General features: G+C 37.9%; 21 protein-coding genes and 1 riboswitch. Of the genes, 5 read left to right on the top strand and 16 right to left on the bottom strand.

Annotated elements, in window-relative coordinates:
- Nucleotides 1-8: 8 nt before the first annotated feature.
- On the bottom strand, nt 9-452 hold the full coding sequence (locus tag ACUN0F_RS08005) for a hypothetical protein (RefSeq protein WP_141475157.1): 444 nt from the start codon (nt 450-452) through the stop codon (nt 9-11).
- A gap of 134 nt (nt 453-586) precedes the next feature.
- On the opposite strand from ACUN0F_RS08005, the gene ACUN0F_RS08000 reads away from it, so the two are divergent.
- Nucleotides 587-1,141, top strand: a complete 555-nt coding sequence (locus tag ACUN0F_RS08000) for a histidine phosphatase family protein (protein WP_445539340.1) — start codon at nt 587-589, stop codon at nt 1,139-1,141.
- 74 nt (nt 1,142-1,215) lie between these two features.
- Nucleotides 1,216-1,695 carry a YbaK/EbsC family protein gene (locus ACUN0F_RS07995; RefSeq protein WP_445539339.1) on the top strand — a complete coding sequence of 160 codons (480 nt, stop codon included), beginning with the start codon at nt 1,216-1,218 and terminating at the stop codon, nt 1,693-1,695.
- Nucleotides 1,696-1,709: 14 nt separating this feature from the next.
- Here the strand turns inward: ACUN0F_RS07995 and ACUN0F_RS07990 are convergent, their stop codons facing one another.
- Both ACUN0F_RS07990 and lipA read right to left on the bottom strand, forming a co-directional pair.
- Nucleotides 1,710-2,039, bottom strand: coding sequence for a DMT family transporter (locus ACUN0F_RS07990; protein WP_336296935.1), 330 nt, complete (start codon nt 2,037-2,039; stop codon nt 1,710-1,712).
- A gap of 72 nt (nt 2,040-2,111) precedes the next feature.
- Complete coding sequence (lipA, locus tag ACUN0F_RS07985) at nt 2,112-3,008, bottom strand: lipoyl synthase (protein ID WP_000166369.1); 897 nt, start codon at nt 3,006-3,008, stop codon at nt 2,112-2,114.
- A gap of 189 nt (nt 3,009-3,197) precedes the next feature.
- On the opposite strand from lipA, the gene ACUN0F_RS07980 reads away from it, so the two are divergent.
- The gene (locus tag ACUN0F_RS07980; protein WP_000944677.1) at nt 3,198-4,181 is read left to right on the top strand and encodes a M23 family metallopeptidase; all 984 of its coding nucleotides are present in this window, start codon (nt 3,198-3,200) and stop codon (nt 4,179-4,181) included.
- A 36-nt stretch (nt 4,182-4,217) separates the two neighbouring features.
- On the opposite strand, the gene yunB is transcribed toward ACUN0F_RS07980, so the two are convergent.
- The 3 genes from yunB to ACUN0F_RS07965 all read right to left on the bottom strand — a co-directional run bounded on the left by yunB (nt 4,218) and on the right by ACUN0F_RS07965 (nt 6,763).
- Nucleotides 4,218-4,949, bottom strand: a complete 732-nt coding sequence (gene yunB / locus ACUN0F_RS07975) for a sporulation protein YunB (protein ID WP_046954393.1) — start codon at nt 4,947-4,949, stop codon at nt 4,218-4,220.
- Between the two features lie 54 nt (nt 4,950-5,003).
- Nucleotides 5,004-5,306 (bottom strand): YunC family protein, encoded by a 303-nt coding sequence (locus ACUN0F_RS07970; RefSeq protein ID WP_000248463.1) that lies wholly within the window; start codon nt 5,304-5,306, stop codon nt 5,004-5,006.
- Between the two features lie 65 nt (nt 5,307-5,371).
- Nucleotides 5,372-6,763 carry a bifunctional metallophosphatase/5'-nucleotidase gene (locus tag ACUN0F_RS07965; protein WP_445540810.1) on the bottom strand — a complete coding sequence of 464 codons (1,392 nt, stop codon included), beginning with the start codon at nt 6,761-6,763 and terminating at the stop codon, nt 5,372-5,374.
- A 588-nt stretch (nt 6,764-7,351) separates the two neighbouring features.
- Between ACUN0F_RS07965 and ACUN0F_RS07960 the strand changes: the two genes are divergently transcribed.
- Both ACUN0F_RS07960 and ACUN0F_RS07955 read left to right on the top strand, forming a co-directional pair.
- On the top strand, nt 7,352-7,681 hold the full coding sequence (locus tag ACUN0F_RS07960; protein WP_445539338.1) for a PadR family transcriptional regulator: 330 nt from the start codon (nt 7,352-7,354) through the stop codon (nt 7,679-7,681).
- Nucleotides 7,681-8,427 (top strand): VanZ family protein, encoded by a 747-nt coding sequence (locus tag ACUN0F_RS07955; RefSeq protein WP_445539337.1) that lies wholly within the window; start codon nt 7,681-7,683, stop codon nt 8,425-8,427. The genes ACUN0F_RS07960 and ACUN0F_RS07955 overlap by 1 nt, the downstream gene beginning before the upstream one ends.
- 493 nt (nt 8,428-8,920) lie before the next feature.
- Here the strand turns inward: ACUN0F_RS07955 and sufB are convergent, their stop codons facing one another.
- The 10 genes from sufB to ACUN0F_RS07905 form a co-directional block, all read right to left on the bottom strand.
- Complete coding sequence (gene sufB, locus ACUN0F_RS07950; RefSeq protein WP_001118829.1) at nt 8,921-10,318, bottom strand: Fe-S cluster assembly protein SufB; 1,398 nt, start codon at nt 10,316-10,318, stop codon at nt 8,921-8,923.
- 47 nt (nt 10,319-10,365) lie between these two features.
- Entirely contained in the window at nt 10,366-10,797 is a 432-nt protein-coding gene (sufU, locus tag ACUN0F_RS07945) for a Fe-S cluster assembly sulfur transfer protein SufU (protein WP_000009525.1), read from the bottom strand.
- Nucleotides 10,787-12,007: a cysteine desulfurase SufS gene (sufS, locus tag ACUN0F_RS07940; RefSeq protein ID WP_001020769.1), complete on the bottom strand. Its 1,221-nt coding sequence runs from the start codon at nt 12,005-12,007 to the stop codon at nt 10,787-10,789. The genes sufU and sufS overlap by 11 nt, the downstream gene beginning before the upstream one ends.
- Entirely contained in the window at nt 12,007-13,299 is a 1,293-nt protein-coding gene (gene sufD / locus ACUN0F_RS07935) for a Fe-S cluster assembly protein SufD (RefSeq protein ID WP_046955852.1), read from the bottom strand. The genes sufS and sufD overlap by 1 nt, the downstream gene beginning before the upstream one ends.
- 15 nt (nt 13,300-13,314) lie before the next feature.
- The gene (gene sufC, locus ACUN0F_RS07930) at nt 13,315-14,100 is read right to left on the bottom strand and encodes a Fe-S cluster assembly ATPase SufC (protein ID WP_000929161.1); all 786 of its coding nucleotides are present in this window, start codon (nt 14,098-14,100) and stop codon (nt 13,315-13,317) included.
- A 238-nt stretch (nt 14,101-14,338) separates the two neighbouring features.
- Nucleotides 14,339-15,145, bottom strand: a complete 807-nt coding sequence (metQ, locus tag ACUN0F_RS07925) for a methionine ABC transporter substrate-binding lipoprotein MetQ (protein WP_264461634.1) — start codon at nt 15,143-15,145, stop codon at nt 14,339-14,341.
- Between the two features lie 71 nt (nt 15,146-15,216).
- Nucleotides 15,217-16,029, bottom strand: coding sequence for a methionine ABC transporter substrate-binding lipoprotein MetQ (gene metQ / locus ACUN0F_RS07920; RefSeq protein ID WP_097857014.1), 813 nt, complete (start codon nt 16,027-16,029; stop codon nt 15,217-15,219).
- A gap of 24 nt (nt 16,030-16,053) precedes the next feature.
- The gene (locus tag ACUN0F_RS07915; RefSeq protein ID WP_445539336.1) at nt 16,054-16,719 is read right to left on the bottom strand and encodes a methionine ABC transporter permease; all 666 of its coding nucleotides are present in this window, start codon (nt 16,717-16,719) and stop codon (nt 16,054-16,056) included.
- On the bottom strand, nt 16,712-17,737 hold the full coding sequence (locus ACUN0F_RS07910; protein WP_000601765.1) for a methionine ABC transporter ATP-binding protein: 1,026 nt from the start codon (nt 17,735-17,737) through the stop codon (nt 16,712-16,714). The genes ACUN0F_RS07915 and ACUN0F_RS07910 overlap by 8 nt, the downstream gene beginning before the upstream one ends.
- A 177-nt stretch (nt 17,738-17,914) precedes the next feature.
- A riboswitch (SAM riboswitch) is annotated at nt 17,915-18,022 on the bottom strand.
- Between the two features lie 125 nt (nt 18,023-18,147).
- Nucleotides 18,148-18,492, bottom strand: a complete 345-nt coding sequence (locus tag ACUN0F_RS07905) for a hypothetical protein (RefSeq protein WP_000781214.1) — start codon at nt 18,490-18,492, stop codon at nt 18,148-18,150.
- Between the last annotated feature and the right edge of the window lies 1 nt (nt 18,493).

The raw sequence follows: 18,493 nt of genomic DNA, 5'->3' as shown, positions 1-18,493 counted from the left end.
CTGGTGGGTTATTTTTTACCACGTTTTTCGCAATGATGATAACTCTTACCCTCTTGCAGCTCCCTCTTTGTTTCTGCGTCTATAACGATGTACTTATGAAACTCTTCTACTTCATTTTGAGAAAAGGAAGCGAAAAAATAAACTTGGCGATCAGGATGAACAAAAAAATCTTGAAGCATCACACTACTCCGACAACCCATGGCTGTTTTTTGTAGGAAAGAAAATTCCTCATCAGCCACTTCTTTAAATAAGATTTTTTTCCGAACACTATATGCTGCATTGTTGTATTCTTTATAGATTTTCTTATCTAAATGTTCGTAAAACACATCCTCACTCACAAACGATTTATTTCGATTGCTTGGATAATTTAATTTTTGATTGGATTCTGCATATGTTGTGGACAAGTGTATAAAAAAACAAAGACCGAATATAATACATATCATTTTTTTCATCATTACACCTCAAATATTCATTTATCCACATTACTTTTCCACATATTTAGATCAATATGCCTTTTCCAATAAAAAGGAATTTCCCCCGCATTTGTCGAAGTATATAGCGTCAACTTGAAATATGGGGATGAATTATGAAGAAATTGATTGTAATACGACATTGTTCAGCAACTGGGCAAGAATGTGATGCCGAATTAACGATTGCAGGAAAAAATCAAGCAAACACTCTTGCTACATTCCTCTTAGAAAACCAATCACAAATAGATCATATTATTTCAAGCCCATTTGTGCGAGCTATCGATTCTATTCGGCCCTATGCGCTCCAAGCTAACCTGTCTATCCAAGAAGATGAACGATTAGCTGAACGCATATTAAGCAACGTTCCAATGGACGATTGGTTGCAAAAACTAGAATCTACTTTTACAAATATAGATATTGCCTTTTCAGGCGGAGAGTCAACAAAACAAGCGACGGATCGTGCTATATCACTTATCCAAGACGTTTTAAAGTTAAACCATACTACAACACTACTTGTTACACATGGGAACTTACTGACGCTCATTTTAAAGCACTTTGATCATACGATCGGCTTTATTGAATGGAGAGCTTTAACGAATCCTGATATTTACGAAATTACACTCGATAAACAATGTATCCTAAAACGATTATGGGAAGCACCGTCCAAGTAATATCTCTTTCCAACACATTCAGTTGACGCCACGAGAAGAAACTGTACTAACAATAGAAAGGGGTATCACTCCATATGTACGAAGATGTACTTGCTTTACTACATAAAACAAATGCTTCTTACGAAAAGTTTGAACATGAACCAGTACTCGATTATAAAACAGATCGTATCGTACGTGAAAGGCTTGGCTTACACGGCACTCCAAGTAAAAGCTTATTTTTAAAATCAAAGTCTGGAGATTATTACGTATTTTTTACGTTAGAGGGTACAAGGCTCAACCGAGGAGAGATGAAAGAAATAACAGGAGAAAGCTTATCTCTCTGTTCTCCTGATGAGCTAAGAGAAGAAACAGGCTGTACTCCAGGATGTGTAGCTCCTTTCGGTTATTCACAACATGTAACGATTATTGTGGATAGTGCTATTTATGCTTACGATAAAATTTTAATTACACCTGGTGTACCTGAATTTACAATTGAATTATCCACAGAGGAATTAAAGAAAATCTTATTAACATGCCGAAATACTGTTTTAGAATATAAACAAAAAGAGAGCTAATGATTAGCTCTCTTTTAATGTGCACCGGAACCCGACAAATTCAATACAACAACCCCGCCTATAATAAGTACTAATCCCGCTGCAGTTTGCCACGTAAAAGCATCTTTCCAAACAAATACACCAATGAGCGCTGTTAAAGCAGTTCCCACTCCTGCCCATATCGCATACGCCGTACTAAGTTGCATATGTTGCAATGCTCTAGAAAGGAAGAAAAATGCTGAAGCGAACCCAACTACTACTCCTATGCTCGGTAACAATTTTGTGAATCCATTCGATACCTTTAACATAGATGTCCCGAATACTTCGCTTACAATTGCTATGGTTAAAAAGATAAAAGCCTTCACGTTCATACCCCCCTTTATCATTTTCACAATAAAAAACTCCTTCCTAGTTTTAAACTAAAAAGGAGTTTTTTATTATTTTGCTTCTGCTGTTTTTTCTTTTGCAGAACGAACCTGCTCGTCCGCATGGTAAGAAGAACGCACAAGTGGGCCAGCTTCACAGTGGCTAAAGCCTTTGCTAAGTGCAATTTCTTTAAGCTCTGCAAATTCTGCTGGTGGGTAATATTTAAGAACTGGTAAATGCTTCTTAGATGGCTGTAGGTATTGTCCAAGAGTTAAAATATCCACATTGTTTGCACGTAAGTCATCCATCGCTTCAATTAAATCTTCTCTCGTTTCACCTAAGCCCACCATAATGCTCGATTTAGTTGGAATATCAGGCTGCATTTCTTTTGCTCGACGTAAAAACTCTAATGAACGATCATATTTTGCTCTAGCGCGAACTCGGTCAGATAATCGACGTACTGTTTCAATGTTATGGTTTAAAATATCTGGTTTTGCATCCATTAACATTTTTAAGTTTTCTTCTACTCCACCCATATCAGATGGTAATACTTCGATTGACGTAAATGGATTTTTACGACGTACAGCGCGTACTGTTTCAGCAAAAACAGCTGCTCCCCCGTCCTTTAAATCATCACGTGCAACCGCTGTTATAACAACGTGCTTTAAGCCCATTTGTACTACAGAATCTGCTACGCGTTCTGGCTCTTGTAAATCAAGCTCAGTTGGTAAGCCTGTTTTAACCGCACAAAAACGACAAGCACGTGTACAAACCGCACCTAAAATCATAAATGTTGCTGTTTTTCTTACAGCCCAGCATTCATGAATATTCGGACATTTTGCTTCCTCACAAACTGTATGAAGATTCTTAGAACGCATCATTTTCTTTAAGCCTGTATAGTTTTCATTCGTGTTTAACTTAATTTTCAACCATTCGGGCTTGCGCTTATATTCTGTTTGTTTTGTCATGGTTATCAACTCCGCACAATATGAAATAATTTACCGTGTTCGCTTCTTTCAATGTAACATATCTATTCTAACGTATGAAAGCGATTTGCTCAAATGAAGATTCTAAGATTTTTTCCAATCGTTCCCTATAATGAAATACTCCGTATATCCCACACTAAAAAGAGTGATGTTGTGAAAGGAGTCTATTTCATGCTTCGAAAAATTTCTCTTTTGCTTTCGATTTGCTTTCTTCTCCACCAAAATATCGCTTACGGTGAAGATAATCAGCAAAGCATATACGAAAAGCGCATGGCACTATATAAAGAAACCGAGCAATCTTCAGGCATTCCGTGGTATTACTTAGCTGCAATGGATCAATACGAAAGAAATATACGGAGCGTAAGAAAAGATATTCCGAAAAAACCAGATGCCATTATTTCCCTTTATTTCAAACCAGAAATATGGGCTGGTCCCGTTAATGGTAACGACACTCTCCCCCATACAATTTCTCTATTTGGCGGATTGGGTTTAGATGGTGACAAAGATGGATTTGCAAACGCAAATAACGACCGTGATCTTCTGCATACAGCAGCGACAATTTTAAAGAAACAAGGAACGTCCGAAGACCGTGTTCACATTATGCTTTGGGAATATTATAGACGTGCGAAAACAGTTGAATTAATTACCGAATACGCCCAAATTTATAAACATTACGGACGTATTAATTTAGAAGGAAATGCTTTCCCTCTTCCGATTCGTAGTGACCATAGCTACCGTAGTACTTTCGGTGCTGGAAGAAGTTTTGGGGGAAGGAGAGTTCATGAAGGAACTGATATTTTTGCAGGCTATGGTGTACCAGTAAGATCTACTTGCTATGGCATTATTGAAACAAAAGGCTGGAACCGTCTTGGCGGATGGCGCATCGGTATTCGCGACCTTCATAATAATTACCATTATTACGCTCATTTAGGCGGATTCTCAAAAGAAATACAGCTTGGACAAATTGTCGAACCAGGAAAAGTAATCGGATTTGTCGGTAGCACCGGTTACGGCCCTCCCGGCACAGCTGGAAAATTCCCGCCCCACCTACATTTCGGTATGTATAAAGACAATGGTTATACAGAATGGGCTTTCGATCCATACATGCATTTAAGTCTTTGGGAGCGAAAAGAACGCACGAATACAAAACGATAACCGTAGCATATTGCTACGGTTATTTTTTTAATTCGGCTAACTATCCGTTTTCTTTTTATCAGGTACAACAACACTCCCACTTCCATAATAAGTAGGCACTTCCCCTTGAACAATACGCGTTGCAATCGGAACATCTTGTTTTACCTTTATTTCTTTCGTATGAAATGGAATAATCACTTGCAACGTGACTTCCATCTCCATAATAATTTGAATCGCTGTCGTATTGATCCCGTGCGGTTCAATTTTTTGTTTAATATCCGTATTCACATGACCAATCGTCGTGAAATCAATTGGAATATCGGGACCTATATTTCCAAGAAGCGCATTATCCGTTACACGACCAAAAGGAACTGCCATCGTTGCTCCATTTTTTTCAGAAATACCTAGCCCCTTCAAATCACCTTGTTCTACTTGCTGTAAATATTTTTCTATGTATGTGGTCGTTGACGTTACGATTTCATTTACTTGCTTTGTATTTAAATTAATTGTGGATACTTTTCCGTTTTTATCATTTTGTACTTTCATTAATGAATCGACATCAAACCCTTCATTAATTCTATCTTTTACCGCCTTCGTCATAACCGCTGTCGCCATTTTATGCGTCTCTACTTCCCCATATTTAAGTAATGTCGGCTGAATGCTTTTATTCACAATCCATAATCCTTGCACGAGTAATATGACAAAAAGAATAAACGACATAAGCAGTATGTGCCGAAAGGAAATTGGTCCCCTTCGAAACCGCGAATTTTTCGAACGAAATATACTCATAAAAAAACCTCCTTCTTATATCATTTCTATGCAAGAAGGAGGGACGATATATGCTTATCTCATTTTTAATAATGCTTCTTTTCCGATTGTGCCTGCCGTAATACCTAATGCTTCGGCCTCAATCGTTACTGATTCTAGCGGCGCTTCAAGAAGTTGTTCAATCGTTCTTACACCAACCGCACGGCCAGCAATAATTCCTCGATCACCTAACTTCTCATTTAAAAGACCTACATCTAATGCACCGCACATAATATATCCTTTATCGCTCATTACAGCTAGCAAATTTGTCTTTGGAAGTTTGACGCTAACCGCAATAAACGTATAATTATCGATTATAATTGGCTCCACATTAACCATAGTCCACACTCCTCTCTTTCTTATCTGTATGACAAGAGAAAAATGAGTGTTACAAGTTAACTAGCCTATAGTTTGACGGAAGATGTATGAGTTATCAGCACGTCTGTTAACACATCTCTGAGTAACTCTGGCATATAATATTGTTTGTCAGAAAGTGTGGATAGCTCTGGGTATAAGTATCCGAATGTAAACATATCAATCGTTCCTACCGTATATATACGATCTAATTCCAGCGATTCCCCGTTAATCAATACATCTTCCAGTAAAATTTTATTCCCAGGAATCATATCTGGAATGACTTCGACACCAGCGTAAATCATTTTCCCCATCACTTTTCCACGAAATCCGAATCCTTTTACCTCAAGGTTCTCCATATTCGGGCGACGTGCTTTCAAAATAACTTCTCTTAACGTTTTCCCCGGCACTTTTAATAAACATGGATTAATTGGATGTGGACAAATTCTGTGAATATCTCCCCGCGTCACAACACCTTCATTTAATCCCTCTAATAGCACACCAGCGTTCACCATGCCAATATCTGCACCGCACCACGTTTTCAGCGCATTTGCTAACATGTGCGAAAATGATGTCTCATGAAACCAATCGACCGGTAATGATTCCTTTAAATGAACGACAGGCTCTGCCATAATATGTTTACTTTCTTCCTGCAACACTTCAATTGTGGATAACGGTTTGCTATAAGCACCTAAACGTTCTGTCTTAATCGCTCTACCGTCTTTTTTCAATAACTTCTTCGCCTCTTTATCCACAGTAAGCTGAACGTGCCCAACGTAACGTCCCCACTTTTCACAACAACAAAGTAAAGTATTATTCATAAGAATGCCACGCTCAAATAAATGATGCGTATGTGCACCTAAAATAACATCTATATCATAATGCTCTGCCATATACTCATCCATGCTTTTTCCAAGATGAGAAAGGACAACCGTAATATGAGCCTCATCTCGCACTTCTTCTAAAATAGACTCTAAATGGATAAGCGGATCTTCAATATGCCAATCGAGCATATGATAAAACTCTGGATAAGCTACCGTTAACCCGATAAAGGCAATCGTAATCCCATCTGTCGTTGTATGTAATTTATAAGGCTTTGCCCACGCTGGACGTACCCCTTCTTTTTCAAATAAATTCGCAACGAGCACCTCAAATCCAGCATCATCATATAGACGATTCAAATGCTCCTTCGCTAACGTAATTCCTTCATTATTTCCGATCGTTACATAATCATATAACGCCTCATTCAAAAGCTTCGTATTGCCCAGTCCATTCGTCGCTTCCGAAATGCTATGAAAACGATCCACATGATCGCCGATATCAACCGTCAAAACGGTCTCTCCCGCTTCCTTTCTTCGCTTTTTCTCCCCTTGTACAAACCGAGAAATTTGCGGCCAATTTTCAAAATGACTATGTATATCGTTTGTATGATAAAGGTGGATGATTGTTTCTTTATTTATATTCAGAGAAAAAACCTCCTCTCAGTTCCTTACTGCCATTTACGCTACACGTACGCAATAATCCTGTAAATACTTTTCGTCTTTTCTTGCTATTTTACATTGTACTCGCATTATAAGAAAAAGCAAAAGATTGTCCTTTTTGATAAGAAAACTTTTTCTAGTGTGTGGAAGGGTTTTAGATGATTGAACGGGGGATTTGGTTTGGGTTCGGGGGATTTGTCAAAAAGTTTAACAGAGAGTTCGGTAGGTGGGGCTCGATTGGATTTTCCAATAGATTGTCAGTGGATTTGTCAGTATCTTTGCCTTACTTGCAGTCGGTCTCTTTTCCTACAACATGTTGTGGGGTATATACGGAATTTCTTTTGTCTTACTTTGTCGATAAGTCGATATCCCTTGTCGAAACGTCGATATATTGAAATAATCGTCGATATATTCCGAGTTATGGTCGATTTATTTGAATAATCGCTGATATATTTTAATAGATACTAGACGGGGTATTACCCTAGATATATACCTTGTAACACGACATATGTCGTGTTACAATCTCATCATAAGGTGGTGAACCATAAAATGGATAAAGAGATATTAAAAGGAAGTATTGATATTTTACTGCTCTCCATCATTAAACAGCACGATACGTACGGATATGAAATTATTCAAAAGCTAAAAGAAAACAGCAATGATCTATACACGATGAGCCAAGGTACACTCTATCCAGCACTTAAGCGCTTGGAACAAAAGGATTTAATCAATTCCTACTGGGGTGAATCTGAAACTTGTATGAAACGAAAATTTTATCGCATTACTACGAGCGGCAAGAAAATTTTAGAAGAAAAACTAACAGCGTGGGATTCAGTTACAGCTCTTATTAAAACTTGTCAGAAAGGAGCTTTAAATTAATGACGATTGAAAAATACATAAAGAGTATCGTTCAACAAACCAACCTATCCCAATCTGATAAAGACGAACTTTACTTCGAAATTTACGATCATCTTACAAGTTTAAAACAAGAATTTCTCGATCAAGGAAAATCTGAAGAAGAAGCCACTACATTAGCCATTCAAAACTTCGGAGAAGCCTCTACTTTAGGAACTGAAATTGAAAAAGCGATGCAGTCTTCTACGCAAAAATATGTACAGTGGATTGGTTGGGGATTATTTTTACCGTATTCATTTGTTTTATTATTTAAACTGTTGCTCGGGAGGTCATCCGTTTACTTTTATGATTTGAAGTATTTATTTGAAACGGGAGACTGGCGCTTTATACATGGTGGATTAATAAACTTAATTCCTTTTAAAAGTACAATCAGCTATCTAAGTGGATTCGATCCTACACATTTACTAGATCCTTATAATATAGAAATCGTACTTATGAATACATTAGGAAACGTCATCATATTTATCCCATTCGGATTCCTTCTGCCATTATTATTTAAACAAATTAACAATGTAAAAATGGCCTCTAAAATTTTTATTAAGTTTATTTTATTAATCGAATCATTACAACTCCTTACTTTTACTGGTGTTTTCGATATTGATGACATCTTATTGAATATGTTAGGTGCTTTAATTGGGTATGGTTCTTTTGTTGGAATGAAGTATATTTTGGAACGTGTTAGGCCTGTGGATAAAGTGGATACGATTTAGGTTCGGGGTATACGGGCTGTTCTTCCTGTCGTAATTTGTTGATAAGTCGATATTCCTTGTCGAATCGTCGATATATTGCAATAATCGCCGATATATTCCGAGTTATGGTCGATTTATTTGAATAATCGCTGATATATCTAACTGAACACCCGCCTGGGTATCCTAGCCTGAACTGACCTGAACTGAATCGACCCAAGCACAACATAAAAAAGCGCCCTGCACAGCAGGGCGCTTTTTTCATACATATATTATCCAGTTCCAGCGGCTAGAATGTTCGGTGGCTTCACTTCTTCCTATGAGGCAAAAAGCGCCTCTACGTCAGAAGCTCCATCCCCCTCACATTCTGGACGAGCCGCTTCCACTTTTAAATATTGTCCAGCTTCGCCTCCTAGACCCTCATGTCTAAGAACCTTCCGCACAAGAAGATAAACAACATCTTCTGTGCGAAAGAACCTTAGCCAACGGGTCTGAATAGTCGGCTCCGCATTTCTATTTAACCGATAGAACCTTCCATCTCAAACTTGATTAGGCGGTTCATTTCAACTGCGTATTCCATTGGAAGTTCGCGAGTGAATGGCTCGATGAAGCCCATTACGATCATTTCTGTAGCTTCTTGCTCAGAAATACCGCGGCTCATTAGGTAGAATAATTGTTCTTCTGATACTTTCGATACTTTCGCTTCGTGTTCAAGTGAAACGTAATCGTTTTTGATTTCGTTGTAAGGAATTGTATCAGATGTAGATTGGTTATCCATGATTAACGTGTCACACTCGATGTTAGAGCGAGAGTTTTTCGCTTTTGGTCCGAATTGTACGATACCACGGTAAGTTACTTTACCACCATGCTTCGCAATCGATTTAGAAACGATTGTTGAAGACGTGTTTGGTGCTAAGTGAATCATTTTCGCACCAGCATCTTGGTGTTGGCCTTTACCAGCAATCGCGATAGATAATGTTAAACCACGAGCGCCTTCGCCTTTTAAGATAACTGCTGGGTATTTCATCGTTAATTTAGATCCGATGTTACCGTCAATCCATTCCATCGTTGCGTTTTCTTCACAAACCGCACGTTTTGTAACTAGGTTGTAAACGTTGTTCGCCCAGTTTTGGATTGTTGTATAACGGCAATATGCATCTTTCTTAATGATGATTTCTACTACCGCACTGTGAAGTGAGTTAGTCGTGTAAACAGGTGCTGTACAACCTTCTACGTAGTGTACGTGTGCGCCTTCGTCTACGATGATAAGCGTACGCTCGAATTGTCCCATATTTTCAGAGTTAATACGGAAGTACGCTTGAAGTGGTGTATCCACTTTAATACCTTTTGGAACGTAGATGAATGATCCACCAGACCAAACTGCAGAGTTTAATGCAGAGAATTTGTTGTCTGTTGGTGGGATTACTTTTCCGAAATGCTCACGGAAAATATCTTCGTTCTCTTTTAATGCGCTATCTGTATCTTTGAAGACGATTCCTAGAGCTTCTAGGTCTTCTTTCATGTTGTGGTATACAACTTCAGATTCGTACTGTGCAGATACACCAGCTAAATATTTTTGCTCCGCTTCAGGAATACCTAATTTATCAAATGTCGCTTTAATTTCCTCAGGTACTTCATCCCAAGACTTCTCAGATTTCTCAGATGGTTTTACGTAGTACGTAATTTCATCGAAATCTAAGTCGTTTAAGTCGCCACCCCATTGTGGCATTGGCATTTCATAGAACTTATCCAGTGATTTTAAACGGAAGTCTAACATCCACTGTGGTTCTTCTTTCATACGTGAAATCTCTTCAACGATTTCTTTTGTTAAACCGCGTCCAGCACGGAAAATCGAAACGTCTTTGTCTTTGAAACCATATTTATAATCGCCGATATCTGGCAGTTGCTTCGCCATGTTGGTGTGTCCCTCCTTAATAACCTCGTTTTTAGGAACCTTTAACATTACTTATCTTCGTTTAAGCCCTTTTCTAACGCTTTCCACGCTAATGTTGCACATTTAATACGTGCAGGGAACTTGCATACGCCTTGTAATGCTTCAATATCTCCTAAATCAATGCTGTCATCGTACTCTTTTCCTAGCATCATGTCAGAGAAAATTTTAGAAAGCTGAAGTGCCTCTTCAATTTTCTTACCTTTTACTGCTTGTGTCATCATCGAAGCTGAAGACATTGAGATAGAACACCCTTCTCCTTCAAACTTCGCTTCTTGTACAATACCTTCTTCTACTTTCATCGTAAGTTGAATACGATCGCCGCAAGTTGGATTGTTCAAGTTAACAGTAACACTATCTTCTAACACGCCATTGTTACGAGGATTCTTATAATGATCCATAATAACTTGACGGTATAACGTATCTAAATTATTAAATGACATTTGTGAAATACTCCTTTGTCTTGATTAGTGATTCAACAAATGTATCAATTTCTTCTTTTGTATTATATAAATAGAAGCTCGCACGTGCTGTAGAAGAAGCTTTCAGCCACTTCATAAGCGGTTGTGCACAGTGGTGTCCTGCGCGAACCGCAATGCCTTCTACATCTAATACAGTTGCTACATCATGAGGATGTACGTCTTCAATATTAAATGTAACAAGACCAGCGCGATGCTTTGGACCATAAATTGTAACGCCATCTACTTCTGATAGTCTTTCTAAAGCATATTGCGCTAATTCATGTTCATGCTTTTCAATATTATGAAGACCGATTTCTTCTAGGAAATCAATTGCCGCACCAAGTCCGATTGCATTACCGATAATCGGTGTACCTGCTTCAAACTTCCACGGAAGCTCTTTCCAAGTAGATTCTTGTAAATCTACGAAATCAATCATTTCACCGCCAAATTCAATTGGCTCCATATTGTTCAGCAATTCTTTTTTACCATATAATACGCCGATACCTGTAGGTCCGCACATCTTATGAGCAGATAATGCGTAGAAATCACAGTTTAAATCTTGTACATCCACTTTCATATGAGGTGTACTTTGTGCACCATCAACGACCATAATTGCACCGTTTTCGTGTGCGATTGCTCCGATTTCTTTTACAGGGTTAATCGTTCCAAGTACGTTTGATACTTGCATAATAGAAACGATTTTTGTATTCGGTGTAACTGTTTGACGAACATCTTCTAAAGAAATTGTACCGTCTGGTTGAAGCGGAAGGTATTTTAAAGTTGCACCAGTTTTCTTCGCAACTTGTTGCCACGGAATGATGTTACTATGGTGCTCCATGTAAGAAATAACGATTTCATCGCCTTCTTTTACATTTTCAAGACCATAGCTAGCCGCTACTGTATTTAATGCAGTTGTCGTTCCGCGCGTGAAAATAATCTCTTCCATTGATTTCGCGTTAATAAACTTGCGAACTTTCTCTCGTGCACCTTCATACGCGTCGGTAGCTTTCGTACCGAGCGTATGAACACCGCGATGCACGTTAGAATTATATTCTTTATAGTAACGTTCTAACGTTTCAATGACTTGAATTGGTTTTTGAGAAGTTGCTGCACTATCGAAATATACAAGTTGTTTGCCGTTCACTTTTTGATCAAGAATTGGAAACTGTTTGCGTATTTCATGAATATTCATTAGCGAACTTTCCTTTCAATTACCTCAACAAGCTGTGCCTTTACTCCTTCAATTGGAAGCTCATTTACTACAGGTGCTAAGAATCCATGGATGACTAAACGTTCTGCTTCGCGTTTTGGAATACCACGGCTCATCAAGTAGTATAATTGGTACGGATCTACGCGGCCTACTGAAGCTGCGTGACCTGCCATTACATCATCTTCGTCGATTAAAAGAATTGGGTTTGCATCACCGCGAGCTTTTTCATCTAACATAAGAACGCGAGAAGATTGTTGTGCATTTGATTTAGATGCACCATGTTCAATCTTACCAATTCCGTTAAAGATAGATGTTGCACTATCTTTTTGTACACCGTGCTTTAAGATCCAACCTTCAGAGTGTTTACCGAAGTGAACAACTTTAGTTGTAAAGTTTTGTGTTTGGTTACCACGGCCAATTGTTACTGTTTTTGTATCAGCATATGATCCGTCGCCCATTAAGTTCGTAACGTTCTCTGAAATTGTGTTTCCGTCATTCATAAGACCTAGAGCCCAATCAATGCGGCCGTCGCGTCCAACAACACCGCGGCGGTTAACGTAAGTTGTTACATCTTTTGCTAATAGATCAACCGCACCGAATTTCACTTGTGCGCCTTGTTCCACGATTACTTCTGCTACGATATTTGCAATACCTTTAGCATTTTCATTTGCAACGTAGTTTTCTACATAAGTTGCAGTACTGTTCGCATCAGCTACGAATAATACGTGGTTATATACGTTAGCTTCTTCGCCGTCTACTAAGAATACAGCTTGAAGTGGAGTTTCAAGAACAACGTTTTTCGGAACATATACAAATGCACCGCCGTTGATTAATGCAGCATGAAGTGCAGTTAAACGATGCTCGTCTACCTTCACGCCGTCTTTCATTAAATACTTTTGTAATAGTTCAGCATGCTCTGTTGCAGCTGTTACGATGTCTGTAAAAATAACACCTTTTTCTTTTGCTTCGTCTGCTAAAGAAACGAATGCAGTTGTACCAGTACGTTGTACTAATACGCTGTTATTTTCATCGATTAAGTTTTTCACTGCTTCTGGAAGCTCTGTTAAAGAACTTACAGGCTCTTGCTTAGCAGCTTCGCCTTTTCCGATAAAGTCCCATTTTTCAATTTTCGTTTTATCAGGCGTTGGCATTGGAAGTTCAGTTGCTTGTGCAAGAGCTTGTAAGCGGAACTCAGTCAACCAAGCAGCTTCGTTTACTTCGCTTGCGCGTTGACGGATTGTTTCTTGATCGAAAGGTAATGTACCGATTGTCATGTTTATGCTCCTCTCTTACGCTTCTTGCTCTGCTGTTTCGTCTTCAATACCTAATTCTTTTTTAATCCAGTCGTAACCTTCAGCTTCTAGACGTTGTGCAAGCTCAGGGCCACCAGATTTAACGATACGACCGTTCATCATAACGTGAACGAAGTCTGGAGTGATGTAGTTTAATAAACGTTGGTAATGCGTAATCATTAGGCAACCGAAATCTTCGCCGCGCATTTGGTTAATACCTTTAGATACAACTTTTAATGCATCGATATCAAGACCTGAGTCGATTTCATCTAAGATTGCGATTTTCGGCTCAATCATCATTAATTGAAGAATTTCGTTACGTTTTTTCTCTCCACCAGAGAAACCTTCGTTTAAGTAACGTTGTGCCATTTCTGGATCCATTTCTAGGAATTCCATGTTTTTATCTAAAGTACGGATAAATTTCATAAGAGAAATTTCATCGCCTTCTTCACGACGTGCGTTAATTGCAGAGCGTAAGAAGTCAGCGTTTGTTACTCCGCTAATTTCACTTGGATATTGCATTGCTAAGAATAGACCTGCTTGTGCGCGCTCGTCTACTTCCATTTCTAATACATCTTCACCGTCGATGATGATGCTACCTTCTGTTACTTCATACTTTGGGTGACCCATAATGGCAGAAGATAAAGTTGATTTACCTGTTCCGTTAGGTCCCATAATTGCGTGGATTTCTCCACCTTTTACTTCAAGGTTTACACCTTTTAAAATTTCTTTTCCATCAATTGATACATGTAAGTCTTTAACCGTTAATGTAGAACCAGCCATCTCAATACCTCCATTAATCCTATATATACATTTTAAAAATTACTAAAACGTTCATATTCTCATTTTATTCTCATTCTAATCTTATATCAAATAAAATGATATCGCAAACGATGAAAAAATGTAACAATTTTTTCACAAATGTATATAAGTATTTCCCTTGCATCCTTATATGATACACCTTTCTTCTTATTTATATAAAGAAAAAAGAACTGGGAAATTCCCAATCCTTTCCTTATATTTATTCACTTACTGGCAGTACAGCACCTTTATATTCTTTATTAATAAAGTCTTGAATTTCTTTTGAATGCAGTACTTCTACTAATTCTTTAATTTCTTTTTTCTTCTCGTCACCTTTGCGAACTGCAATAATATTTGCATAAGGAGAATCTGATCCTTCAATCGCAATTGCATCCTTTGTTGGATTTAATTTCGCGTCAATTGCGTAGTTTGAATTAATAAACATAGCATCGCCTTCATTATTTTCATACAACTTCGGTGACAATCCAGGCTCTACATCTGTTTTAAACTTTAAGTTTTTCGGATTTTCCACGACATCTTTTACTGTTGCTTTAACAACATCTACACCGTCTTTTAATTTAATAACGCCGCCTTTTTGTAACAATGCGAGCATACGGCCACGCTCCGCTACGTTATTACTCATAATAACTGTTCCGCCATCTGGCAATTCTTTTAAACTTTTATACTTCTTAGAATAAATGCCCATTGGCTCTAAATGGATTTTTCCTGCGTTTACAATTTTATATCCCTTTTCTTGAATTTCTTTATCTAAGTAAGGAATGTGTTGGAAATAGTTCGCATCAATTTCCTTATCTGCTAACGCTTTATTCGGCAGCACATAATCTTGGAATTTTTTAATTTCTAATTTAATACCCTTTTTCTCTAATATCGGCTGTGCTTTTTCTAAAATAACAGCGTGCGGCACGTTAGAAGCTCCCACAACAAGCTTATTCTCTTCTTTCCCTCCGCAAGCAGCTAATGTAAATACAGACAGCGCTGTAACAACTGACAATAGAATCTTTTTCATATGATGTCCCCTTCTCCCCTATAGTTATGTAGTTATAAAAAAGGCTGGCATACACCAGCTCTTTTCAGCAATTATTCTTTTACAGGAACAACCGCTCCTTTATATTCTTTATTAATAAAGTCTTCGATTTCTTTAGAATGCAATACTTCTACAAGCTCTTTAATCCCTTTTTTATCTTTATCACCTTTACGAACCACTAATACGTTTGCGTATGGAGAATCATCACCTTCAATTGCAATTGCATCTTTTTCTGGATTTAATTTCGCATCAATTGCATAGTTCGAGTTAATTAAAACAGCGTCGCCTTCTTTATTGTTATACACTTGTGGTAACAAACCAGGCTCGATATCCGTTTTGAACTTTAAGTTTTTCGGATTATCTACAATATCTTTTGGAGTTGCACTAACTGGATCTACTCCGTCTTTAATTTTTAAAATGCCTTCTTTTTGTAAAATTGCTAAACCACGTCCATGGTCAGTAACGGAATTACTCATAATAATTGTCGCCCCGTCTGGAAGTTCTTTTAAGCTCTTATATGTTTGAGAATATACACCAATTGGTTCCAAGTGAATTTTCCCTGCTATTTCAAAATCATATTTTTTATCTTTCATTTCTTTTTCTAAATACGGAATGTGCTGGAAGTAGTTTGCATCTAAATCCTTATCCGCTAACGATTTATTTGGTAACACGTAATCTTGGAACTTTTTCACTTCTAATTCAATTCCTTTTTTCTCAAGTAACGGTTTTGCCTTTTCTAAAATTTCAGCGTGCGGCACGTTAGAAGCCCCCACAACTAGTTTCTTTTCATCTTTATCTTTCCCGCCACAAGCAGCTAACCCAAAAATAGAAGTTGAAATAAGTGCTGTAAGTAATAATTTTTTCATTTGAAACATCCTCCTGTTTTTTTATTATCGTTTATCTATTCGAGTCGTTACACGATCACCAATCCACTGAATGAAAAATACCACTAGTAATACACAAATTGTCGCAACGATTGTTACATCGTTATTTCCTCGCTGGAATCCTTCTAAATAAGCAAGTGTTCCAAGGCCACCAGCACCAACAACCCCCGCCATTGCTGTATAGCCTACTAAAGCGATTGTTGTAACCGTAATACCAGATACTAATGCTGGTAACGATTCTGGAATTAATACTTTCAAAATAATAGTGCTTGTTTTTGCTCCCATCGCTTTTGAAGCTTCAATTACACCTTTATCAATTTCGCGAAGTGCAATTTCAACCATTCTCGCGTAAAACGGTGCCGCTCCAATAATTAAAGCTGGCAGTGCTGCACTCGCTCCAAGAATTGTTCCAAGCAGAATCTTTGTGAATGGGATTAATAAAATGATTAAAATGATGAATGGTATCGAGCGGAAAATGTTTACGAACGCTCCAATTGCCGTATTAACCGCTTTGTTTTCCCATAAATTATCTTTCGCTGTCATAAAGAGTAACAACCCTAAAATTAGTCCTAAAACAAATGTGGCCAGAGCTGCGATTGCCGTCATATATAACGTTTCACCAGTTGCCTCTAACATTTGATTCCAATCAACATTTGTGATCAACTTATCCATGTGCAATCACCTCCAGCTCTACTTGATCTTGATGTATTCCCTCTATTGCTTGCTGAATCGCTGTTTCCTCACCATTTAAATGAACAACTAAACTACCGTAAGAGCCGTTATTTGTTTGGGCGATGTTTCCTTGCAAAATGCTAACTTCTATATCACTGCGTTGCATTAATCTTTGAAGTACTGGTCTTTCTACAGCTTCACCGATAAACTGCAAACGAACTACTTTACCATCTGGATACTTTTCAATTAAACTTTCAATCGTTTCATTTGTATCTTCAGAATCCGTTAACTGCTGTACAAATCGCTTTGTAATGTCTTTCTGCGGATTGCGGAATACATCAAGTACTGGACCCGTTTCTACAATCTTCCCTTTCTCCATTACCGCCACTCGATTACAAATCTTTCGAATCACGTGCATCTCGTGTGTAATGAGTACAATTGTTAAACCGAGACGCTTATTAATATCTAATAATAAATCTAAAATTTGATCTGTCGTTTCTGGATCAAGAGCTGATGTCGCTTCATCACATAAAAGCACTTGTGGATTGTTAGCTAATGCTCTTGCAATACCCACGCGTTGCTTTTGTCCTCCGCTCAGCTGAGATGGATACGCGTCTCCTCTTCCTTCTAATCCAACAAGATAAATTAACTCATCCACTCGTTTTCTTCTCTTCGCCTTATCAACACCTGCAATTTCAAGTGGGAACTCGATATTTTCGCGTACAGTTCGTGACCAAAGTAAGTTGAAGTGCTGAAAAATCATTCCGATTTCTTGCCTTGCCTTACGAAGTTCACTCCCTGTAATTGCTGAAATCACACGATTTGCAATTGTAATTTGGCCAGAAGTTGGTTTTTCCAACTGATTGAATAATCTGATTAAAGAACTTTTCCCAGCGCCACTATATCCGATCACACCAAATATTTCACCTTTGTCTATTTTTAAATTGGCATTATCTACAGCAGTGACATCACCGCTTTTTGCTTTATATATTTTCTTTACATTTTCTAACAAGATCATGATGTTCACCCCTTTTTGTTTTGATCGACTCCGCAATTTTTTATTTTTGATGCGCGTAGTCCACCGTTATCATTACTTTTATTATTTGAATGTCCTCCACATTCAAACAACAAAAAAACCTTTCCGCTTTAGAGAAGCAGAAAGGTTTATATGCGTATATAACAACATTATCCCTCTCTCTCATCTCTCAAAGCATTTGCTTTGCAGGAATTGGCACCATTTCAACATAAGTTGACGGTTGCCGGGCTTCACAGGGCACAGTCCCTCCACCTCTCTTGATAAGAGAAATCAGATTACATTTTCGTCTGATTTGTAATTTATGAAATTGTCTATATTTTATGAATTGAATTGTATCAATATCCACACATCATGTCAACAGAAATTTTCTTAAAAAATGAAACTTCAGAATTTTAAGCGCCTACTGACATTGGTTTACATATATGAAACATCGATTCAACTAATAGCATCGTTCGATACGTTCCCGAATATTGTACACGTCCATCGTTCATTAACATTTGCAATCGTACATTGCCGTTCACCAATTGTTTTACATCTTCCTCATCTGCACAAACGATTTGCTCCGTTCCTCTTTCCTCATGTAGCAGCTCTATATAATCTCTTGAAATTTGTAACGAACAACTTTCATCTCCAAAGCGGAAATTAACAGTTTTTTCTCCTTGTCTTAAAAGCGGCTCTAAATGATATTGACCATTAGCGTAATTTACAAATGATTGCAGCAAAGAATATAATTTCACC

This window comes from Bacillus sp. 1A, assembly GCF_052682215.1.
The sequence above is the reverse complement of the archived record's forward strand: the minus strand, read 5'-3'. Positions and strand labels throughout refer to the sequence as shown.